General features: G+C 61.8%; 17 protein-coding genes and 2 pseudogenes. 15 read left to right on the plus strand and 4 right to left on the minus strand.

Features of this window, described 5'->3' with window-relative positions; genetic code table 11:
* Positions 1-13: 13 nt before the first annotated feature.
* Entirely contained in the window at positions 14-1,456 is a 1,443-nt protein-coding gene (locus tag FGD77_RS06385; RefSeq protein WP_255007552.1) for a cyclic GMP-AMP synthase DncV-like nucleotidyltransferase, read from the minus strand.
* A gap of 355 nt (positions 1,457-1,811) precedes the next feature.
* On the opposite strand from FGD77_RS06385, the gene FGD77_RS06390 reads away from it, so the two are divergent.
* Entirely contained in the window at positions 1,812-3,071 is a 1,260-nt protein-coding gene (locus FGD77_RS06390) for a site-specific integrase (protein WP_255007555.1), read from the plus strand.
* 26 nt (positions 3,072-3,097) lie between these two features.
* On the opposite strand, the gene FGD77_RS06395 is transcribed toward FGD77_RS06390, so the two are convergent.
* Entirely contained in the window at positions 3,098-3,694 is a 597-nt protein-coding gene (locus FGD77_RS06395; RefSeq protein WP_255007557.1) for a hypothetical protein, read from the minus strand.
* Between the two features lie 442 nt (positions 3,695-4,136).
* On the opposite strand from FGD77_RS06395, the gene FGD77_RS06400 reads away from it, so the two are divergent.
* From FGD77_RS06400 to FGD77_RS06455, 12 genes and pseudogenes are all read left to right on the plus strand, one after another.
* On the plus strand, positions 4,137-4,382 hold the full coding sequence (locus FGD77_RS06400) for an AlpA family transcriptional regulator (RefSeq protein WP_255007560.1): 246 nt from the start codon (positions 4,137-4,139) through the stop codon (positions 4,380-4,382).
* The gene (locus tag FGD77_RS06405; protein WP_255007563.1) at positions 4,379-4,648 is read left to right on the plus strand and encodes a hypothetical protein; all 270 of its coding nucleotides are present in this window, start codon (positions 4,379-4,381) and stop codon (positions 4,646-4,648) included. The genes FGD77_RS06400 and FGD77_RS06405 overlap by 4 nt, the downstream gene beginning before the upstream one ends.
* Positions 4,648-5,043 (plus strand): VRR-NUC domain-containing protein, encoded by a 396-nt coding sequence (locus FGD77_RS06410; RefSeq protein ID WP_255007565.1) that lies wholly within the window; start codon positions 4,648-4,650, stop codon positions 5,041-5,043. Before FGD77_RS06405 ends, FGD77_RS06410 begins: the two co-directional genes overlap by 1 nt.
* The gene (locus FGD77_RS06415; RefSeq protein WP_255007568.1) at positions 5,040-6,092 is read left to right on the plus strand and encodes a helix-turn-helix domain-containing protein; all 1,053 of its coding nucleotides are present in this window, start codon (positions 5,040-5,042) and stop codon (positions 6,090-6,092) included. Before FGD77_RS06410 ends, FGD77_RS06415 begins: the two co-directional genes overlap by 4 nt.
* A 71-nt stretch (positions 6,093-6,163) precedes the next feature.
* A pseudogene (locus FGD77_RS22400) lies at positions 6,164-6,559 on the plus strand (DNA cytosine methyltransferase); the annotation flags it as partial.
* Between the two features lie 49 nt (positions 6,560-6,608).
* Positions 6,609-7,355 (plus strand): DNA methyltransferase, encoded by a 747-nt coding sequence (locus FGD77_RS06425; RefSeq protein WP_255007573.1) that lies wholly within the window; start codon positions 6,609-6,611, stop codon positions 7,353-7,355.
* A complete protein-coding gene (locus FGD77_RS06430; RefSeq protein ID WP_255007575.1) occupies positions 7,352-8,023 on the plus strand; it encodes a hypothetical protein in 672 nt (223 codons plus the stop codon). Before FGD77_RS06425 ends, FGD77_RS06430 begins: the two co-directional genes overlap by 4 nt.
* 137 nt (positions 8,024-8,160) lie before the next feature.
* Complete coding sequence (locus FGD77_RS06435) at positions 8,161-8,355, plus strand: helix-turn-helix domain-containing protein (RefSeq protein WP_255007576.1); 195 nt, start codon at positions 8,161-8,163, stop codon at positions 8,353-8,355.
* Positions 8,352-9,065: a type I restriction-modification system subunit M gene (locus FGD77_RS06440; RefSeq protein WP_255007577.1), complete on the plus strand. Its 714-nt coding sequence runs from the start codon at positions 8,352-8,354 to the stop codon at positions 9,063-9,065. The genes FGD77_RS06435 and FGD77_RS06440 overlap by 4 nt, the downstream gene beginning before the upstream one ends.
* 40 nt (positions 9,066-9,105) lie before the next feature.
* Positions 9,106-10,041 carry a hypothetical protein gene (locus tag FGD77_RS06445; protein WP_255007578.1) on the plus strand — a complete coding sequence of 312 codons (936 nt, stop codon included), beginning with the start codon at positions 9,106-9,108 and terminating at the stop codon, positions 10,039-10,041.
* Between the two features lie 576 nt (positions 10,042-10,617).
* Complete coding sequence (locus FGD77_RS06450; protein WP_255007579.1) at positions 10,618-11,880, plus strand: site-specific DNA-methyltransferase; 1,263 nt, start codon at positions 10,618-10,620, stop codon at positions 11,878-11,880.
* A gap of 47 nt (positions 11,881-11,927) precedes the next feature.
* Positions 11,928-12,164: pseudogene (locus FGD77_RS06455) on the plus strand (ParB/Srx family N-terminal domain-containing protein); the annotation flags it as partial.
* Positions 12,165-12,464: 300 nt separating this feature from the next.
* Here FGD77_RS06455 and FGD77_RS06460 read toward each other — a convergent pair.
* Positions 12,465-12,998, minus strand: coding sequence for a DUF3489 domain-containing protein (locus FGD77_RS06460; RefSeq protein WP_255007580.1), 534 nt, complete (start codon positions 12,996-12,998; stop codon positions 12,465-12,467).
* A gap of 88 nt (positions 12,999-13,086) precedes the next feature.
* A complete protein-coding gene (locus tag FGD77_RS06465) occupies positions 13,087-13,317 on the minus strand; it encodes a hypothetical protein (RefSeq protein ID WP_255007581.1) in 231 nt (76 codons plus the stop codon).
* Between the two features lie 117 nt (positions 13,318-13,434).
* Between FGD77_RS06465 and FGD77_RS06470 the strand changes: the two genes are divergently transcribed.
* Positions 13,435-13,989, plus strand: a complete 555-nt coding sequence (locus tag FGD77_RS06470) for a hypothetical protein (RefSeq protein WP_255007583.1) — start codon at positions 13,435-13,437, stop codon at positions 13,987-13,989.
* Positions 13,937-16,003 (plus strand): phage terminase large subunit family protein, encoded by a 2,067-nt coding sequence (locus FGD77_RS06475; protein WP_255007585.1) that lies wholly within the window; start codon positions 13,937-13,939, stop codon positions 16,001-16,003. Before FGD77_RS06470 ends, FGD77_RS06475 begins: the two co-directional genes overlap by 53 nt.
* Position 16,004: the final 1 nt, after the last annotated feature.

The following is a 16,004-nucleotide window of genomic DNA, read 5'->3' on the forward strand; positions in this document are numbered from 1 at the left end:
TTATTCTCCCGACCTACTGAATGACAACATGGAACGGTTGGCTGATGCCGACGAGACGGTCGTCGGATCTCCGGACGACGAACGCCTCCGCCATGTGCACGCCCCTGAACTCGAGAGGCTCCCAACGACGGATCCCTTCGGTGGGGCTGTAGAACCCGCCTCTCCCCTTCTTGAGCGCGATTGCAACCCCTCCGGTATTGGTGATGCGCCAACGCACGTAGCAGTCGGCGGCCGGCACCGATGCGACCTTCTCGATACGCACATCGAACCAGAGACCGCCGCGCGGTGGCAGGGCCTCTCCGTTCTGAACCGGGTGCAGCCGCACGCCTGAGCGCGCCCGGCCATACCTCGCAGAGATAACCACATTTGAGAATATTCGTTCTGCTGGGATCCAACGTGGTTGCTGCTGATGTGGAATATTCCGGAATGCCGCCGGAATAACGGAGATCCCGTAGTCGACCACTATTTTGACCAACCCATCCAGATGCGCCGCACCGGCGCGAAGGAATGTTCTTGCCGTCGCAACCTCCATGGCTTCGGATTTCCTTGCCAATTCCGCCTTGGCGAACTCGTCTCCAAAAACTCGGCGCCACTTCGCAATGCTGTCTTCACGGGTCACGGCCGCCATGGCCTCATCAATCCAGCCACGGTACTTATGTACGAAGTTCCGAAAGTTAGCGTACTGGGTGTCATTCCAAAGTTCGGCGAAATTCTCAGTGTTCAGTGCCGGGTTCGGAACCTCCGGTTTTTCTGGACGCTCCTGCAACCAATCGTCCAGCCGGGCCATGACGGTCTGCAGCGCCGTCGGTGTGTCCGAAAACGCGCCGGTGTCTTTGTCCCACCATTCTATTTGGTGCCCGATCAGCGTGGTCAGCAGGACAGATTGACAACTGAATCGCTTCTTGATGTCCCGAATATACTTAATGAGCCGGGTCGCCTTTCGGAATGAATTGTTGCCAGAGTAACGGTTTTTATTCCGTATCCAATCTGTGTATTCTACGGGCCGAGACTCTCTAAACACATCTTCTCGCTTGTCGCAGACCTCGAGCTTGCCCTGCTCCTCGCGGTTCATCACCAAAGGCGCGATGTCAATTTTGCACTCATCAGCGTAGGTGATGGTGACGCAGAAGTCGTAGACCTGCACCTTGTGCTTATAGCGGCTGCTTTCCCTGAAGACGCGCCCGAGCTCCTTCACATATTGGGCAGCGCTCCATCCATCGACCGGCCTCACCTTCACCAGCAGGTCTGCGTCGAATTCCCCTCCATCGACAGGACGGATGATCGTATCATGCGCCCAGGACCCCTGCTCGAGGAACATGGAGATGGAAGGACCCCAGTCCGAGCCGGACAGGTAGGTTTTCATCGTCTCAACCCGTGACTCCAAGAGCACGATTCGGGTCTGGTTGAGATTGACCGTTTCATTCATGAATTTCTTTAATTCGTCGACCAGCTTCATCTCGTCTCCCGGATCACATAACGTAGACAGGAATGCCGACCGTGTTTTTCGGCGGCCGCCTTCTCTGCAGCCGTATCACATTGAATGGAACCCGGTCCGTAGCGATTATTGAAAAAAATGGATGCGCGGAGCGTGCAAGTTGTACAGCTGGGCCGACATCGACGCGGACGAAGCGGTTGGCATAGCCTTCTTACTGCGTAACACCGCACCTATTCCCTTCGCATTTATCCCCACGGTGGCGTGCCGCCATCACATGACCGCCACCCTGCGCCACCCCGCCACCCCTGTCTGCATGCTTCGCTTGATCGCGGCGCGAATCTACGCGTCATGGGGTGACGACTGGAGGGTGAGTTGCATGGTCAGCCGTTTACGATTGAACGAGAAGTCCGTCCGTGACGCAGAACCCGCGGCAGGGCGGGATTATCAGATTTTCGATACCGATGTGCGCGGGTTCGCGGTCTGCATCTACCGCTCGGGGAACCGGGCCTTCACCATCGATTATCGCCATGCCGGGCGTCAGCGTCGGATGACCATCGGGCGCTGGCCGGAATGGTCGACAACAGCAGCACGGGAACGGGCGAAGGAACTGCGGCGCGAGATCGACGCCGGGGCCGACCCACTGGGGCAGAAGGAAACCGGCCGCGAGGCGCCGCGCATCAAGGACATGATCGAGCGGTATACCGAGGTGCACCTGCCGCATCTCTCGCCGACCAACGCCTCGGATCAGAAATCGATGCTGGCCAAGCTGGTGGTGCCCGACTGGGGCAATCGGCTGGTAACGGAAATCACGCCCTATGATGTCGAAAAGCTGCTGAACAAGGTGGCGTCCGGTCGCGCCCGACCGTCGAAAGCCAAGCCGAACAACCGGGCGCGGAAACTGCAGGGGGCAAAGCCGACCCCCGTGCGCGCAAACCGCACGGGCGAAGTGCTGCGCAAGATGTTTACCTATGCTGTGAGCTGGGGCTGGCGCGAGGACAATCCAGCTTCCGGCTTTCGCCGCCGGATCGAAAACCCGCGCGAACGCTTTTTGAGCCATGAGGAAATTCGCAAGCTGGCCGAGGCGCTGGAGACGGCTGAGGATCGCCGGGCGGCCGACATCATCCGGCTGTGCATGCTGACCGGCGCGCGGGTGGGAGAGGTGCGCCAGGCGCGGTTCGAGCATTTCAATCTGGAGCACCTCAGCTGGTCGAAGCCTGCCAGCATGACCAAGCAGCGCAAGGTTCACCGCCTGCCGATCTCGGACGAGGCGGCGGCGATCGTTCGCCAGCGCCAGCTGCTGGTGCCGCGCGGCTGCGCCTTGCTGTTTCCGGGCGATGTGCCGGGCCAGCCCGTGAAGGAAATCCGCCGCTTCTGGGCGAATATCCAGAAGCAGGTCGGGATCCCCGACGTCCGGATCCACGACCTGCGACACACCTTCGCTTCGCTGCTGGTCAGCGGCGGCGCATCGCTGGAAATGATCGGCAAGCTGCTGGGGCACAGCCAGATGCAGACGACACAGCGGTATGCCCATCTGATGGACTCGCCGCTGCGGGCGGGCGTCGATGCGGTGGCCGTCGCATTCCGGCCCAAGCCGAAACTGGTCCATGATTCCAGCGAGACGCAGAAGACGGCATGATCTTCCGCACGTCGGCGTGGTGATGATCAGCAGGTCTCGCGCAGCGATTTCCAGATCGGGGTGAGCCTGCGCCGGATCGTCCGCTCGTCCGGCACCTCGCCGCTTTCAGACTTTTGCACGAACCATTCCTGCACTTCCCCGACCCACTCGGCCTGTGTTTCAGGAACACCGAATTCATGAACGCGGCGGATGAGCGAGATATACATGCCGTCCCAGTCATAGCGCGCGGTCGATCCGATGTGCGATGCCGGGCGGCGGAGCAGATCGCAGTCCCTCTCGAAACGGCGAACCTCCTCGGCCATGATGAGCAGGTCCGCCAGCGTGACCTCGATCCCGGTGGAATGATTGGTCAGCAATACCCATTCTGCTTGGTCGAGCGGCCGTACCCGCCACAGACGACTGGTCGTTGGACCCGTGCCGCAGCGGCGGAACATCTGCAGGATGTCAGTGACCAATACAGCCCCGAATCCTGACAGGGGCTGCAAGCCGTTGGGAAAGCCACCGATGGCCGTGACGATGTCAAACCGACCGACCGACGCCCAGCCAGCAATATCGGCGAGCGAGCATTCCCAGCGGACCGAGGCTTCGTGCAATGTAAAATAAACGCGCGGTGGCAATGCCATGCCTCACCTCCCTTCCTAACTATTTGGCGTTGGCCAACACAGCGCGCTCGTGACGGAGGCGGCCTGAGGCCTGGCAGACAGCGAATGGACATCAGCCGCGCGCAAAGCCCGCGATGGCAGAGGGCGGGGAAAGACCAGGCTCGGATCAAAAATAACCTCACCCATATCTGCTGCCCCCTTTCGCTGTGATTCTCCAAACGACTCTCCCTACGGATGAACGCCAGAACAAATCAAGAACACAACCGAACTCCGTTCTTGACAGTTGAACTTGCTGATTGATTCGTTCCGATCCAGATCGCCGCCTCGCAAATTATCAATAAAACAAGGGGTGGCATTGGTGCTGGCAAATGAGCGCCACCCTGCGCCACCCCGCCACCCCTGCCGATCTGTTCTCGCTGTCTGACGACGTCCGCCCACCCCGGGCGGCGAACAGGAGGCAGAGATGATTCAATCACAGACTGAACCGGAGACGACCGCCGCAGCCCTGCTGTCGGGCTGGATCAGCCGCAAGGGTCTGGCCGATGCGCTGGGCGTGACGGTCGACACCCTCGGGCGATGGGAAGCCCGGCGGGTCGGGCCGCCCTGCGTGCGGGCGGGGCGCATGGTGCTCTATCGGCGCCGCGCGGTGGAGGACTGGCTGGCCGCGCAGGAGATGCCGCGTGCCAAAACGGCAGGAGGTCGGCGATGAACGCGCCCATCTCTTTCCGCGTGCGCCACGCGCGGGACGCGTCCCGCGCGGACTGGATCGACGAGCGGCGGCGCGAGGCCCGCGCTGTCCTGGCCGATGTGGTCCACCATTCCGACCACCTGATCCGGCTCGCCTGCAATGTGCTCGTTCAGCATGGCGAGACGGAACTGGAACGCGAGGACGCCCGCATTCTGCTGGTGGTCATCGACGCACGGCAGCCAGCCCGATCAGCCCAGCGGCGGGATCAAGATGGGAGGGGCGCGTAATGACGCGGCGTGGCACCCCCGAGGCCGATCTGCAGCGCGCGGTCGTGCAGGCGTTGCGCGTTGCCCTGCCGCGCACGGCCATCATCCATCACTGCGCCAATGAGGTGACCGTAGCTGGCCCCCGCGGCGCGAAACGCCAGGCGATCCTCGTCGGCATGGGCGTGCATGCGGGTTTTGCCGACCTGATCGTGCTCTGCGACGGTCGCGTTCTGTTTCTGGAATTGAAGGCGCCCAAGGGCAAATTGCGCCCCTCGCAGGAGGCGTTTCGCGATGCCGTGCTGGCGCAGGGCTTCGGTTGGGCGCTCGTGCGTTCGCTCGACGACGCGCTGGGTGCGCTGGCCGATCACGGGTTCACCAGCCGCGTGCAGCTTCCAGCGCGGAGGACGGCGCCATGAGCCACGAGGCCACCAACTGGGCGATCAAGCAGCGCGGGCTGAAACCCACCACCAAGATCGTGCTCTGGCATCTCTGCGACCGGTTCAACCCGGATTTTGGCTGCTTTCCCTCGCAAGCTCGACTGGCGCATGATTGCGAGATCAGCCGGGCGACGCTGAACCGTCACCTCGATGGGCTGGAAGCGCGCAAACTCATTCGCCGGATCCGGGTCATCGATCCCAAGACCGGCCAGCAGCGCCCCACCCGCTATCTTCTGGGCTTTGAGTCGGGGTTCACGCCCCGCGGGCCGGGTCAAATCGAGCGTGATCCAGCCAATCCCTTCGAGGCGGGCGGAGTTGGAACCCCGTGCCCGGATTTGAGACACGGGTCGCTTGCCGAAAAATCTCATATCGACAAGGGCTTGTCATCCGAGACAGATCCGAACCGGTGTCTCGTTTCAGAACACGGGTCCGTGTCTCAGTTTGGCGCAAACCCATGTCTCAAAAATGACGATTCCCGTGTCTCAAATTGCGACACTAACCTTGTAAGAGAACCACTAAGGGAACCAGTAAAGGAGGAGGAGGACGCGGCTGCGCGCGATGCCGATTTTGATCGGTTCTTTGCAGAGCTGCTCGGCGCGCTGGGCTTTGCCGCAAATGGGCCCCTGCCGAGCTGGTGGCAGGGTTGGCCAGCGCAGATACACGTTCGCCGCTGGATCGATGACCTCGGGCTCTCCGAGGACCGGATCATCGAGGTCGCGACCGAGTCCCGTTGCGATCACCCCAACCCGCCCGATGGGCCCAAGGCGCTGGATCGTTTCATGGAGCGCGCCGCCCAGCGCGATGCGCAGGCGGCTGCGGCACATGCCAGCGGCCGGAAAGCCAGGCGGCAGCGCAAGCGCGACGTGGGCCCTCCACCCAGCGAAGAGCAACTGGCGAGGTTTTACGCCGCCAGGGTGAACTCCGACGAATACCTCCCCAACGGCATGATCAGCAACGCCATGTGCGACGCGATGCTGGCCCGCAGATTGGTGACAGCGGACAGGCTGCGTCAGCGGGGAGTGCGGTGAATGGCTTGGTGTCACGTCCCCGGCACGGATTGTCCCTCTGCGCAGGCGGCGGAGGCCTCGATCTGGGCCTCATGCTCGCCGAGCCCGGATATCACACCCGCGCCTTTGTCGAATGGGAAGACTGGCCACGAGCTGTGCTCATCGCCGCCCAGCGCGCGGGGTATTTCGCCCCGGCACCGATCTGGGACGACCTGCGCAGCTTCGACGCCCGGCTCTTCCGCGGTGCCTTCGACACCGTCCTCGCCGGATATCCCTGCCAGCCCTTCAGCGCCGCCGGAAAGCGCGGAGGTGCCGACGATCCCCGACACCTCTGGCCCGACGTCGCCCGGGTTGTCGGGGAATGCCGTCCCGAATGGGTCTTTCTCGAGAACGTCCCCGGTCACGTCACCCTCGGCCTTGAAACCGTACTGCGAGAGCTTTGGGACATGGGCTATTCGCCTGCGACGGGTCTGTTCTCTGCGGCAGAAGTTGGCGCGCCGCACCAGCGGCTGCGCGTCTTCATCCTGGCCCACACCGATGAGCCTGCATCCCGGCACCAACCGCTACAATCCGGCGGGGAACAGCGATTTCACCCGCAAGGCGGAAGCGTTGGCGCGGGGCATCACCAACTGGTCGACGCCGAAGGCGACGGACGGTGCGAAGGGCGGGCCGGGTCAGAGCTACGGTGCGGGTGGGATCCCGCCCCTGCCAGCGCAGGCGGCGCAATGGCAGACCCCGGTGGCGGACGATCAGGTGGACCGGCTGCGCGGCAAGATCAACAGCCGGGGCGAGCCGAAGCTGTCGGCCCAAGCACTCCTATGGCCGACCCCGGCCGCGCAGAACTGGAAGGGCAGCAGCCCGACCAGCGTGACGCGGGCGGATGGCAAATCCCGGATGGATATCCTGCACTACCGGGCCGAACAGGGCTTCACCCGCCCGGACCCGGGGATCACGGCGCATGGGCAGAAATTATCGCCACACGCCCCGATCTCGCGCCCGCTCTGGGCTTCTCTGATTGCCTCGCATGGGCGGGCCGTCTCGCGGCGGATCCTGAAGGCCCGGGGACGGCGGCGGCTGAACCCGCTCTTCGTCGGATGGCTGTTGGGCTGGCCCATCGGGCACGCGCTCTGCGCCTGCTCGGCAACGGAGTTCACCCACTGGCAGCGGCACATGCGTGGCGCTCTCTCGCAGCTGCCCATGGCCTCAGGCCCGTGGATCTGGCGGCCGAGCGAGGGACCCGAGGGCCCAGCGCAAATGACTCTCTTTGAAAGATGGCAGCCATGAGCATGCAGGGACGGATTGACCGGGCTGGCGGGACAAAGGTGAAACGCGCGCTGGGCGTGCAGGCAGCACTGGAATGGGCGTTCCGGGTGGAAAAGGCGCAGTTGGAACTTCCGCCGCCGAAGGATGTGGTCGAGGAAGGCCTTGGGTTTGGGCTCGAATACGTCCTGATGCAGCGTGCTGCGCTGGGCTGCAAGGTGGACGGCGGCCAGCACAAGATGGGCAGCTACACCCACGCCGACGCCGAGGTGATCGCTGCCACAGTTGCCGGGCTGCCCGACAGCCTCGGTGGCATCCGCATGGCCATCCGCATGGCGGAACTGGCCCGCGCCGGGCTGACCCCCGACTGGATGCCTGGCGTGGTACCACGCTGTGTGCCAGTGGAAACGCGGCAAAATCAGCATGGCATTCGGGCCGTGACGGAGGTTGTGTGCACCGAACGGGTGCTGACCCGAGGCAAATGGCGCACGGTCGAAGTTCTGGCCTGTCCGGTGACCTGGCGGCCGCATCCGGAACAGATCGCCTCGGCCCGACGCGGCTATGAGGATTGGTGGCAGGCGTTGGATTGGGTGCGCGATGGGCTAGTGGCGGGCGGGATGTTGCGGGAGGTCGAGGTGACGGCGGCAATGCCTAAGCAAAAGCCGTGGCAGGCCCGGCCTACGGCGAGATGAACAGTCGAACCGCCGTGAATGCTCCGGCTACCACCAACAGGCTACACGCATGTAGAACGGGAAGCAAAATCCGCCCTTGCTCGTTCAATTGGCGTCCTCTAGTTTCAACCCAAATCCTTCAGAGAGGACATTCCTGAATGCCCAACCAAGACATTCTGACTGTGAAAGAGCTCGCGGAATATCTCAAGATAGCTGAGAAGACGGCATATCGGTTTGCATCTGAGGGCAAGGTTCCCGGCTTCAAAGTGGGAAGCGCATGGCGATTTCGCAAAAGCGAGATCGACCGCTGGATTGCTGAGCAGGAACAAAAACAAGAAGGGGAGCAGAAATGACGGGTCAGCAACAGGCGGAGGCACTGCGCAGAGAAATCTGGCAAATTGCCAACAGAGTTCGGGGCGCGGTTGATGGCTGGGACTTCAAGCAGTTCGTTCTGGGCGCGTTATTCTATCGCTTCATCAGCGAGAACTTCACCAACTACATCGAAGGTGGTGACGATAGCATCAACTATGCAGGCATGGCCGACGCAGACATCCCCGATGAAGCCAAAGTCGATGCGATCAAGACCAAAGGGTACTTCATCTATCCCAGCCAACTCTTTCAAAACGTGGTGAAAACCGCGAGTAAGAACGACAGCCTGAACACCGACCTAGCGGAGATCTTTTCGGCCATCGAGGCTTCGGCCAGCGGCTACCCGTCCGAAGAGGATATCATTGGCCTCTTTGCTGATTTCGACACCACCAGCAACCGCCTTGGCAACACGGTTAAGCAAAAGAACGAACGTCTGACGGAAGTCCTCAAAGGCGTCGCAGGCCTGCCGTTGAAATTCGACAAAAACGAGGGCGACCTCTTCGGCGATGCCTATGAGTTCCTGATCTCAAACTACGCCGCCAACGCGGGCAAATCAGGCGGCGAGTTCTTCACACCGACCCATGTATCAAAACTCATCGCCAAACTGGCCATGCACAACCAAACCAGCGTCAACAAGATCTATGATCCGGCGGCAGGGTCTGGGTCCCTGCTTTTGCAGGCAAGCGACAGTTGATGCGATCACGTTGTTCGGGGACAAGAATACAAAGAACGTTGTGCTGGAAAAGAGCTACGACGAGTACATGAATGGTTTCGTTGATCAGGAAACCGGTGCGGCGCGACGCGGGTTCATTGATGTTGTGAAAGAGCTAACCGAACGCTTTCCCAATCCGGACGAGATCGTCAAAGAAGAAGACAAGAAGGAGTTTGCAAAGCTCTTTGGTGAGTATCTGAGGGTAGAAAATGTGCTTCGTAACTACGATGAATTTTCAGCATTGAAGGACTATCAAGGCCTAGATCAAAAAGACGCGGATGCAGTCCAGGAGTTCAAGCAAAAGCACTACTTACACGATGATGACCTTTGTGGCTTGGAGGCAATAGACTTACCCTCAGAGAGAGCGGTTCAAGATTATAGATCGTCGTACAATGATATTCGCGATTGGCTACGTCGAGAAAGGTCGTCGGCTGAGCAAGAACAGAACACTATCGAGTGGGATGACGTCGTTTTTGAGGTCGACCTTCTTAAATCGCAAGAGATCAACCTCGACTACATTCTTGAGCTGATCTTCGACAAGAACAAGAAGATGAATAGCAAAGGGGATTTGATTGAAGATGCTCGCCGTGTCATTCGCGGTAGTCTCGGTAATCGGGCAAAAGAGAGTCTGATAGTGGACTTCATCAACCGGACTGACCTCGATCAGATTGATGACAAGGCCGGTGTGATCGACGCATTTTTTTCATTTGCCCAGGCAGAGCAACGCAAAGAAGTGGAGGAGCTTATCAGGTCAGAAGAACTAAATTCTGCCGCTGCAAAACGTTATATTTCAGCTTCGATCAAACGTGAGTTTGCGAGTGAGAACGGTGCCGATTTAAATGCCATACTTCCGAAAATGAGCCCCCTTAATCCAAAGTTCCAGACCAAGAAGGCGACCGTATTTGAGAAAATATCATCCTTCGTTGAGAAATTCAAAGGAGTTGGGGGTCAAGTTTAGCGAATACAGCGATGAGAACACGAAGGCTGTCTTCACCGGCGATTCAGCTGCTGCAGTCCTGAAATTAGTTGCATGAAACGAATTGCACCCTCGGACACATTCCTTGCAGTCCCCCTCCCAATGGTTCCTCCCGGGCGCGATCCGTATACGGGGGGGCGCAGCGCGGCATTTCGCTAGCGCCTGGCTTCTTCACCGGGGAATCCACGTGGAAGCCACCCCGAAATACGCTTGAGATTAAATGCATATATAACAGCTAGTTACGGAGATAGACCATCCTCTCAAGGTGGATTCTTGACAAAAATAGTAAAATCCACCCCGTGGAATCCAGGGAAGCCAACTGAACCAAAAGCGAGGCTTCGGAAGCCACCCATTGAGAAGCCGTTGAATCCACGTCCCTTTTTCGTTTGACAAAGCTGCCCCCCTTGACCTACCTATTGATCATCGAAGAATAGCGCCCGGAGGAAACTCCTCTTGGGCGTTTTCGTTATTCTCCACTTCGCGGATCCCGATTCTGCCGCTGCCACTCTTGGCCGCGCGCACCGGCATGTCCGCCCTGCCCAAAATGAGAACCACCCCATGGACCTTGTCTTCGCGCCAGGCGAGATCGAGACGTGGCCGATTGATCGGCTGCGGCCCTACGCTCGCAATGCCAAGATGCACAGCGACGACCAGGTGGCGAAGATCGCCGCCAGCATGGCGAAGTTCGGCTGGACCGTGCCCTGCATGGTGGCCGACGATGGTGAACTGATTGCCGGGCATGGCAGGGTGCTGGCGGCCACGATACTCGGCGTGACCGACGTGCCGGTGATCCGGCTTCGCCATCTCGACGAGGCAGAACGCCGGGCTTACCGCATCGCGGACAATAAATTGACCGAACTGGGCGAATGGGACGAGGCAATGCTGCGCGACGAGATCGCGGGGCTGCTGGCTGAGGATTTCGACCTGTCGCTTCTCGGGATCACCGACGAGGATCTGGATGCCCTGCTGCGGGATCCGGACGCGCTGGGCGACGACGGGCCCATCGAGGGCGAGGATGACATTCCCGAACCGCCTGTCACGCCAGTGTCGGTGCCGGGCGATCTGTGGCAGCTTGGATCGCACCGGCTGATCTGCGGTGACAGCACCTCGGCCGATGTGGTCGGGCGGCTGCTCGGCGACGTGACGCCGCTGCTGATGGTGACCGATCCGCCTTATGGCGTGGAGTACGATCCAAGCTGGCGCAACCAGGTCGGTGCGGCCAAGACCAAACGCACCGGCAAGGTGCTGAATGACGACCGGGCCGACTGGCGCGATGCGTGGGAGCTGTTTCCCGGCGATGTCGCCTATGTCTGGCACGGCGCGCTGCACGCTGCGACCGTGGCCGAGAGCCTGGTCGCGGCTGGCTTCAACGTGCGTTCACAGATCATTTGGGCCAAGGACCGGCTGGTGCTGAGCCGCGGCGACTATCACTGGCAGCACGAACCCTGCTGGTATGCTGTAAAGAAGACCGGCAAGGGACATTGGGCGGGCGACCGGAAACAAACGACGCTCTGGCACATTTCCGGCAAGGATCAGGATACCACTACCGTGCACGGCACCCAGAAGCCGGTCGAATGCATGCGCCGCCCGATCCTGAACAATTCGAGCCCCGGTCAGGCGGTGTTTGAACCCTTCATGGGATCCGGCACCACGTTGATCGCGGCCGAAACCACTCGCCGCGTCTGCTTGGGGATTGAATTGAACCCGGCCTACGTCGATGTGGCCATAGAGCGCTGGCAACAATTCACCGGCGCAAATGCCATGTTGGCCGAGACGGGCGAGACTTTTGCCGACCTGAAGGCCGAGAGGCTGGCGGAATGAACGCGCCTCTCACACCGAAGCGGATCGAACACTGACTCCTCGCAAGGCTGAAACACTACGCCCGCAACGCCAAGACCCACGACGCCAATCAGGTGGCGAAGATCGCCGCCAGAATGGCCGAGTTCGAATGGACGGTGCCGGCTCTGGTGGCGGCGAGCGGTGAGTTGATCGCAGGCCATGGCCGGGTGCTTGCCGCAGCCCATCTTGAGTTGTCCGAGGCTTCGGTGATCGTGCTGGATCATCTGACCGAGGCCCAGCGTCGGGCGTATCGGATCAGCTCCAACGCCAGCCTGTCATGACCGTTTACCACGAACGGCATGCAAGGTAGGGTGAGGGTCCACTCGTGTCGGGAGGTGCAGATGAAGACTGGCGCAGACGGGAATTCCCCTGACGACGACCGAGCCAGATTGCAGGCCTGCATCGCGCAACTCGAAGGTGCACTGGCAGATTATGTGGCGAGGTTCGGGTTGACGGACGCAGCGCGGGCAGCATTCAGGATGTCTGCTGAACTGCAGGATCATGACACATCGCGCCGGTGAGGCCTTCGATCGGTCCTCACCGACATCTTCCACCGCGTACGACGTTCAGCTGATACGATACACCCGCCCGCGATCATCTTCCTTCGCCGAGGTCACAACCAGCCCCAGTTTCTTGCCCAAGGCCCCCGACATGGCACCTCTCGCGGTATGGGCCTGCCAGCCGGTGGCGACCATGATCTCCTCCATCGTGGCCCCTTCGGGGGCTTGAAGCATGGCAATCAGCATCGCCTGTTTGGTCCCCGCGCGCGGAGTCGGCAGCTTGGGCGCGGGGATTTCGGCAACTCGCTTGCGGACGGCCACCATCGTTCGCACCACGACCGGCTCGATCCCGATGGCCAGCAAGCCAGCATCAGCGACCACCAGCGTGGTGCCGTGACCATCGCCGGTTTCGCGCCAGAGCGGTTCGCCCTTTCGCAGGTTGGCGTCGACCTCCTCGAGCCAGCCGCGCCCGATCATCATGGTGACGACCTTTTTTGCGGCGGCACCATGCAGCCCTTTCGGCAACGGCATGGCGATATTGTCGGGGCGCTGGGCCCCGGCGCTGAGGATGATGGTCTGAGTTTCGCTGAGTTTGGTCATTTCAGGCTCCGGATGCGGGCGCGCGAAATGCGACGCCTCCTACGAGGCCAAGCCCCGCAATCGCGGGGCTGGTTCGAACGAGCCAATATCACTCGGCGTGTTCGCCCTCGTGGAAGGCGCTGTCGGTGATCTGGCGCAGCAGGCCTGCGTAATGGGTCAGTGTGCCGACGTCGCCCCAGTTGATCTCGTCCGGGTTGGTTTCGAAGTGGTCGTCGCTGAGGGCTTTCAGGCGCTCCAGCATCGTATCGATCTCGGCCTTGGCAGCGATGAAGGCGTTCAAAGCCTTGTCCGTCTGGGCGGTGGCGCGGCGTGTGGTCATGGGGTGGTCTCCGGGGTGAGTTGCATCGTTTTCGTGCAATCAGAATCGCTCTTCCCCGAAGTCTAATCAACTGAATACCAAGCAACATCATTGCTTTAATCGGGGGCATACGGCACCATGGAGGGGATGAGCGAGCGGGAGTACTCGGCCCATTCCGGTCTGTCGCGCGGGGCGATCCAGAAGGCGCGCAAGGCCGGGCGTCTGGCGGTCTACAGCGACGGATCGATCAACGCCGCCGCGTCCGATGTGCGCCGCGCCGAGATGACCGATCCAGACCAGCAGCGCCGCAGCACCGGCAGCGATACCGGGTTTTCCGGCCCGGCCGACAGCTCGTCCTATCTGAAGGCCCGCACGGCGCTGACCGTCTATCAGGCGCAGGAACGCCAACTGGCGATCCAGAAGAAGAAGGGCGCGCTGGTGGATCGGGCGCGGGCGGAAACGCTGGTGTTTCGCCTCGCGCGGCAGGAACGCGACGTCTGGGTAACCTGGCCCAGCAGAGTCGCGGCGCTGATGGCAGCGGACCTGGCATCGGAGGTGGAGAAACAATCAGGCGAGCCGGAGCGACCGGGGCGCCCGGTGATTATCGAGGCCGCGATCCTGCAGAGGGTGCTGGAAACCCATGTCAGAGCGCAACTCGACGCCCTTGCCGATCTCCGGGTCAGCCTCGGATAACGACGACACGGCCACCGACGATCTGACCGCAGACCTCGATCTCGGCTTTGACGGGGCTGAGGACATCCTGCGGTCCTGGCGCAGCGGGATACGGCCCGATCCGGATCTGACGGTATCGGAATGGGCGGACCAGCACCGCAAGCTGTCGTCGCGCGCCAGTGCGGAACCGGGCCAGTACCGCACCGCGCGCACGCCTTACTTGCGCGAGATCATGGATGCCCTATCGCCGCGCCATCCGGCGCAGCGGATCAGCTTCATGAAGGCAGCGCAGGTGGGCGCGACGGAGGCGGGCAATAACTGGATCGGCTTCGTGATCCACCATGCGCCCGGACCGATGCTGGCGGTGCTGCCGACGGTGGAGATGGCGAAACGCTCGTCGCGCGGGCGACTGGACCCGCTGATCGCCGAGAGTCCCGCCCTTCGGGAACGGGTGAACCCGGCGCGGTCGCGGGATGCGGGCAACTCGATGCTGTCCAAGGAATTTCCCGGCGGCATTCTGGTGCTGACCGGTGCGAACTCCGCCACTGGGCTGCGCTCGATGCCCGCGCGCTATATCTTTCTCGATGAGGTCGACGCCTATCCGGCTTCCGCCGACGAGGAAGGTGATCCGATCACGCTCGCCGAAGCGCGCACCACCACCTTTTCGCACCGGCGCAAGGTGTTCATGGTCTCCACCCCGACCATTCGCGGGTTATCGCGGATTGAACGCGAATATGAGTGCAGCGATCAGCGCCGGTATTTTGTGCCCTGTCCGCATTGCGGTGCGATGCAGTGGTTGCAGTTCGAGCGCCTGCGCTGGGACAAAGGGCAACCTGAGACGGCCGCCTATCACTGCGAGGGCTGTGAGCAGCCGATTGCCGAGCATCACAAGACGCAGATGCTGGAGCGGGGCGAATGGCGGGCCACTGCCGTGGCGGCCGACCCGCATTCGATCGGCTTCCACCTCTCGGCACTCTATTCGCCGCTGGGCTGGAAAAGCTGGGCGCAGATCGCGCGGGACTGGCTGGCGGCGCAGAGCTCGGAAGAGATGCTGCGCGCGGCGCGCAACACGCTGCTCGGCGAGACATGGGTCGAGTCTGGCGATGCGCCGGAATGGCAGCGGCTGGCGGAACGTCGCGAAGCTTATAGCGAAGCGCAGATCCCCGAGGGTGGTCTGTTCCTGACCGCCGGCGTCGATGTGCAGAAGGACCGGATCGAGGTCGATGTTTGGGCCTGGGGACGCGGGCTGGAAAGCTGGCTGATCGATCACATCGTCATTGCGGGCGGTCCTGACGATCCGGCCTGCTGGGACAAGCTGACGGCGCTCTTGGGGCGCACCTGGACCCATGCCAACGGCGCTGTGATGGTGATCGCCAAACTGGCGATCGACACCGGCTATGAGGCAGCGGCGGTCTATGCCTGGGCCCGGGCGCAGGGCTTTGAGCAGGTCTCGCCCATCAAGGGCCTGGAAGGGTTCAACCGCGCGACACCAGTATCGGGACCAACCTTTGTCGATGCCACCATCGGCGGCAAACGTCTGCGCCGCGGCGCACGGCTGTGGTCAATCGCCACCGCCACCTTCAAGACCGAGACCTATCGTTTCCTGCGCCTGGAGCGGCCTTCGGATGAAGACCGGACCTTGGGCGTTTGCGATGCGCCCGGCACCGTGCATCTGCCAGATTGGATCGACACGGAATGGCTGAAGCAGCTGGTGGCCGAACAGCTGGTCACGGTGCGCAACAAGCGCGGCTATGCCCACCCCGAATGGCAGAAGATGCGCGAGCGAAACGAGGCGCTGGATTGCCGGGTCTATGCAAGGGCGGCCGCGTGGATCCTCGGTGCGGATCGTTGGGACGAAGCGACGTGGCGGCGGCTTGAAAAGCAGGCCGGTGTGGAAACGCGACCCCATATCGCCCCGGCTGCCGTCGACAGTGCGGCCCCGGAACCAGACGCACCCCAACCCGCCAAGGCCGGAACACCGACCACCCCGCGCCGCAAGCGCCGGGTCTACACACCGAACTTCATGAGGGACTGAG

Origin of the sequence: Roseovarius sp. M141, from assembly GCF_024355225.1 — a bacterium.
Taxonomy (GTDB): Bacteria; Pseudomonadota; Alphaproteobacteria; order Rhodobacterales; family Rhodobacteraceae; genus Roseovarius.